A 5,483-nucleotide genomic window follows, 5' to 3' on the forward strand; every position below is an offset into this window, starting at 1 on the left:
GCTTCGGGCCGCAGGCCATCCGCGCCGCCAGCCTCATGCTGTGCGACGGCATCCACCCGGTGTTCGACGTCTCGCCGCTGGAGCACCTGGGCGACGCGCTGGACATGCGCCTGCCCAATGCCTCGCCCCTGCCCGAGGTGCGCGCGCACATCGAGCGCCAGGCCACGGCGCTGATGGACAAGCACCACTGCGTCTTTCTGGGTGGCGACCACTCGGTCACGCTCTCGCTGCTGCGCGCGGCCAAGGCGCGCCACGGCGGCGAGCCCCTGGCCCTGGTGCATTTCGACGCCCACTGCGACACCTGGAGCGACCACTTTGGCGAGCCCTCGGGCCACGGCACCTGGACCTACGAAGCCATCCAGGAAGGCCTGGTGAGCGCCGCGCACACGGTGCAGATCGGCACCCGCTCCAGCGGCGAGCGCGCCGCGCGCGACTACGTGGCCGACCAGGGCGGTCAGATCTTCACGGCGCGCGACCTGCGCGGGCTCGACGGCGCGGCCCTGGGGCCGGTGATCGGCGCCATCCGCGAGCGCCTGGCCGGGCGGCCGGCCTACCTTACTCTCGACATCGACGTGCTGGACCCGGCCTTCGCGCCCGGCACCGGCACGCCAGAGCCCGGCGGGCTCACGAGTTCTCAGGTGCTGAGCTTCCTGGAAGGCTTGGCCGACCTGAACTGGATCGGCATGGACTGCGTGGAGGTGGCGCCCGCCTACGACCACGCCGAACTCACCAGCAACGCGGCCGCCTGCTTTGTGTGGACCTACCTGGCCGGCCGCGTGGCACAGCAGCGATGAGCGCGGCCTGTCGCCATCGCGGGGCCCCGCGGAGCGTGCTTTGCCAGGCCGCAGGCACCGTCCCTTCTGCGGGGGGAACGCGCGCCGCGCGGCAGGGGGGCGGCTGATATGTGGGGCGCTTCGCTCATCGGCTCGGACACGCAACTCAACCAGCGCAGCTACTACGAGGCCAGCGTGCAGCGCGGGCCGGCGCGCGCGCCGCTGCAGGAACACCTCAAGGTGGACGCGGTGGTGGTGGGCGCGGGCTTCTCGGGCCTGTCGGCGGCGCTGGAGATGGCGCGGCGCGGCCTGTCGGTGGCGGTGCTGGAGGCCGATCGCATCGGCAGCGGCGCCAGCGGGCGCAATGGCGGTCAGGCCATCGTGGGTTACGCGAGCGGGCAGGGCCCGTTCGAGCAGCAGCTGGGCCGCGAGGACGCCGAGCGCGCCTGGGCGATGTCGGTGGAGGCCGTGGACCTGATCGACCAGCGCATCGCCGAGCACGGCATCGCGTGCGACCGCCGCTTCGGCTATGTCTACGTGGCCGAGACCGCGCGCAAGGCGCGCGAGCTGCGCGCCGAGATGGACGGCCTGGCCGCGCGCGGCATTGCGGTGGACTGGGCCGAGGGCGCCGACGCGCGCCGCCTGATCGGCACCGACCACTACGCGGCGGCGGCGCGCGAACAGCGCAGCGGCCACCTGCACCCGCTGAAGTACGCCCTGGGCCTGGCGCGCGCCGCCGAGGCCGCGGGCGTGCGGATCTTTGAGCGCTCGGCCGTCACCGCGCTGCAGCGCGGCGACACCCTGGTGGCGCGCACGGCGCGCGGCCAGGTCTCGGCGCGCTTCGGCGTGCTGGCGGGCAACTGCATGCTGCCCGAGCACGGGCCCGAGGTGGCGCCCGAGATCGCGGCGCGCATCATGCCCGTGGGCACCTACATCCTGGGCACGGCGCCGGTGGACGCGGAACTGGCCGAGCGCCTGATTCCCGGTGACGCGGCGGTCTGCGACAACAACTTCGTGCTGGACTACTTCCGCTTCAGCGCCGACCGCCGCATGCTCTTCGGCGGCCGCGTGAGCTACACCACCATGACGCCGCGCCACCTGGAAAACACCATGCGCGCGCGCATGGCGACCGTGTTCCCCGAGCTGGGCTCCGTGCCGGTGGAACACCTGTGGGGCGGCTTCGTCGACATCAGCATGAACCGCGCGCCCGACTTCGGCCGCCTGGGCCACAACCTGTACTACCTGCAGGGCTTCAGCGGCCACGGCGTGGCACTCACGGGCCTGGCGGGCCAGCTCGTGGCCGAGGCCGTGCTGGGCCAGGCCGGCCGCTTCGACCTCTACGCGCGCCTGAAGCACCACCGCTTCCCCGGCGGCGCGCTGCTGCGCACGCCCAGCCTGGCGCTGGGCATGTGGTGGCACCGCTTGCGCGACGTGGTGTGAGCGGGCGTTCCTGCCGACCGGGCATTCGATGTCGGATGTGTCAGGCGCGTGGCGTCGTTCAGCCCGTCACCGCCTGCTTCACCGCCGCCGCCACCACCGGCCCGCAGCGCCGGATCTCCTCCAGCGGCGCGTAGCCGTAGCCGATCACCAGCCCGCGCAAATCCTGCCGCCGCAGGCAGTAGGCCGACAGCGGGCGCACCGTCAGGCCCTGTTGCGCGAGGCGGCGCGCGATGGCCTGGTCGTCCACCGCGAGCGGCAGGCGCAGGCACAGGTGCAGGCCCTGCTCCGCGCCGCTGATGCGCGGGGCCTCGGGGCCCTCGCCCAGCACGGGCTTGAGCGCCTCCAGCAGGCACTGGCGGCGCTCGGCGTAGGTCTGGCGCGCGCGGCGCAGCGAGCTGGCGAAATGGCCCATCTCGATGAACTCGGCCAGCGCCGCCTGCGTGGGCATCTGGCCGGGGCGGTTGAGGTCGTAGTGGGCCTGGCGGAAGGCCTCGACCAGGCCCTTGGGCACCACCAGGTAGCCCAGCTTCAGGCCCGGGTAGAGCACCTTGGAGAAGGTGCCCATGTAGAGCACGCGCCCGTCCGGGTCCAGGCCTTCCAGGCTGGACAGCGGCGGGCCGCTGAAGCGGTACTCGCTGTCGTAGTCGTCCTCGATGACCCAGGCGCCGTGCGCGCGCGCGGTGGCCAGCAGCTGGTGGCGCCGCGCCAGCGACATGACCGCGCCCAGCGGGTACTGGTGCGAGGGCGTGGCGTAGATCAGGCGCGGCGGCTTCGGATCGTCGGCCGGGCCGGGGTTGATGCCCTGCTCGTCGGTGGCCACCGGGTGCACGGACAGGCCGGTGGCGATGAAGGCCTTCATGGCCCCCCAGTAGGCGGGGTCCTCCACCCACACGGTGTCGCCGTGGTCGGCCAGCAGGCGGGCGCACAGCTCCAGCGACTGCTGCGTGCCACTGGTGACGATGACCTGGTCGGCGTCCAGTTGCACGCTGCGGAACACGCGCAGGTAGTCGGCGATGGCGCGGCGCAGCGGCGCGTAGCCGCCCGAGGTGTTGTAGTCCAGCATGTCCGGGTAGGTCATGCGCCAGTGCTTGTTCTGCAGCCGCTGCCACAGCGTGAGCGGAAAGGCCGAGAAGTCGGCGATGCCGGGCGTGAAGGGCTGCACCTCCAGCGCGCCGGCGCTGAACTCGTGCGCCAGCGACTGCCCGCGCGTGGACAGGCGCGCCGGCTGCAGGTGCGGCGCCTGGCCTGGCGCGCGCGGGCCGCGCGCCAGGCCGCCGCGCGGCACGTGGTCGTTCACGTAGGTGCCGCTGCCCACGCGGCTGGCCAGGTAGCCCTCCACGCTGAGCTGGTTGATGGCGGCCACCACGGTGTTGCGCGACAGGCCCAGGTCCTGCGCCAGGTCGCGGCTGGAGGGCAGGCGCTCGCCGGCGCCGAGCTTGCCGTCCAGCATGGCGCGGCGCAGGGCCTCGTAGAGCTGGCGGTGCAGGGGCAGAGCGTCTTGGGCGCCCAGGCGGTTCATTTCGGCCAGCAGGTATTCGGACAGCATGGGCGGGTGAGCAGTACCGGGGCAGGGTAAGTGGCACCCCGGGATGGGCACAACTGGCTCTCATTGTGATCCAATTTGCCCACCACAATGGACGCCGATTGCGTGGAGAACCCATGAACAAGCCGCCATGCATGGTCTGGCTGCCAGCCGACCATCGACTGCTGGGCGACCACGGGCACCAGATGCCCTTTCTGCTGCTGGGCGACAAGTACGCGCGGGCCGTGAAGGTCGGCGCCCAGGCCCAGCCCGTGATGTTCCCCCTGGCCGAGGTCGAGCAGATCGACGAGCTGCTCGGCATGGTCGATGGGGTGATGCTCACCGGCTCGCCCTCCAACGTGCACCCTTCGCATTTCCAGGAAGAGGTGGCCGACCCCAGCCTGCCGCTGGACGCCGACCGCGACCTGCTGACCCTGGCGCTGGTGAAGGCCTGCGTGCACCTGGGCGTGCCGCTGATGGGCATCTGCCGCGGCTTCCAGGAAATCAACGTGGCCCTGGGCGGCGCGCTGCACCAGCGCGTGCACCTGGTGCCTGGCATGAACGACCACCGTGAGCCCAAGACCGCGCCGCCCGACGAGCAATACGCGCCGCGCCACGCCATCCGCATCGCCGAGGGCAGCGTGATGGCCGAGTGGGCGGGTGGCACCGAGGCGCAGGTCAATTCCCTGCACGGGCAGGGCATCGCGCGCCTGGCCGACGGGCTCACGCCGCTGGCCTGGGCGCCGGACGGCCTGGTCGAGGCCTTCTGGGTCAAGGGCGCGCGCACCTTCGCCTACGCCATGCAGTGGCACCCCGAGTGGCGCTGCTGGGACACCCCCTTCTACGCCGCGATCTTCGAGGCCTTCGGCCGCGCCTGCCGCCAGCGCCGCAGCCTGCGCCTGCAGGCCAACGACCTGGCGCGCAGCCAGCCGGGTTAGGTTCGCTCTCCGCCCTCCGCGAACCCGAACCAATACCCAAGCCAAGGAGCCCGGCCATGAGCGCCCCCAAGAACTTCAACGAGCTGGAAAGCTGGCTCAACGAACACCGTGTCACCGAAGTCGAATGCCTGGTGCCCGACCTGACCGGCGTGGCGCGCGGCAAGATCCTGCCGCGCGAAAAATTCACCGAGGACCGCGGCATGCGACTGCCGCACGCCATCGTGGCCATGAGCGTGACGGGCGAGCAGCCCGCCAGCGGCCCCTACTACGACGTGGTGGAGCCCACCGACCGCGACATGCAGCTGCGGCCCGATCCCACCACCGTGCGCATCGTGCCCTGGGCCACCGACCCCACGGCGCAGGTCATCCACGACTGCTTCGACCACAAGGGCAAGCTGGTGCCCTACGCGCCGCGCAGCGTGCTGCGCCGCATCTGCGGCCTGTACGAGGCCGAGGGCTGGGACCCGGTGATCGCGCCCGAACTCGAGTTCTACCTGACCGCGCGCAACACCGACCCCAACACCCTGCTGCGCCCGCCCATTGGCCGCAGCGGGCGCGCCGAGACCTCGCGCCAGGCCTACTCCATCGACGCGGTGAACGAGTTCGACCCGCTGTTCGAGGAGATCTACGAGTACTGCAACCTCATGGGCCTGAACGTGGACACGCTGATCCACGAAATCGGCGCCGGGCAGATGGAGATCAACTTCTTCCACGACCACCCGCTGGGCCTGGCCGACGAGGTCTTCTTCTTCAAGCGCACCGTGCGCGAGGCCGCGCTGCGCCACGACATGTACGCCACCTTCATGGCCA

At 71.7% G+C, this 5,483-nt stretch carries 5 protein-coding genes; 4 read left to right on the forward strand and 1 reads right to left on the reverse strand.

The window, feature by feature from the left end; translation table 11 throughout:
• Together BGO22_RS20260 and BGO22_RS20265 are read left to right on the forward strand one after the other, a co-directional pair.
• Positions 1-794, forward strand: a 794-nt coding sequence (locus BGO22_RS20260) for an arginase family protein (RefSeq protein WP_286852292.1), incomplete at its 5' end; no start/stop codon positions are given.
• Positions 795-902: 108 nt separating this feature from the next.
• Positions 903-2,213 carry an NAD(P)/FAD-dependent oxidoreductase gene (locus tag BGO22_RS20265; protein ID WP_070399593.1) on the forward strand — a complete coding sequence of 437 codons (1,311 nt, stop codon included), beginning with the start codon at positions 903-905 and terminating at the stop codon, positions 2,211-2,213.
• Between the two features lie 58 nt (positions 2,214-2,271).
• On the opposite strand, the gene pdxR is transcribed toward BGO22_RS20265, so the two are convergent.
• Complete coding sequence (gene pdxR / locus BGO22_RS20270) at positions 2,272-3,759, reverse strand: MocR-like pyridoxine biosynthesis transcription factor PdxR (protein WP_204743807.1); 1,488 nt, start codon at positions 3,757-3,759, stop codon at positions 2,272-2,274.
• Between the two features lie 113 nt (positions 3,760-3,872).
• On the opposite strand from pdxR, the gene BGO22_RS20275 reads away from it, so the two are divergent.
• Together BGO22_RS20275 and BGO22_RS20280 are read left to right on the forward strand one after the other, a co-directional pair.
• On the forward strand, positions 3,873-4,673 hold the full coding sequence (locus BGO22_RS20275; RefSeq protein ID WP_070399591.1) for a gamma-glutamyl-gamma-aminobutyrate hydrolase family protein: 801 nt from the start codon (positions 3,873-3,875) through the stop codon (positions 4,671-4,673).
• Between the two features lie 56 nt (positions 4,674-4,729).
• Positions 4,730-5,483, forward strand: a 754-nt coding sequence (locus BGO22_RS20280; RefSeq protein WP_502686488.1) for a type I glutamate--ammonia ligase, incomplete at its 3' end; no start/stop codon positions are given.

This window comes from Hydrogenophaga sp. 70-12 (genome assembly GCF_001897365.1).
GTDB classification, from domain to species: Bacteria; Pseudomonadota; Gammaproteobacteria; order Burkholderiales; family Burkholderiaceae_C; genus Hydrogenophaga; species Hydrogenophaga borbori.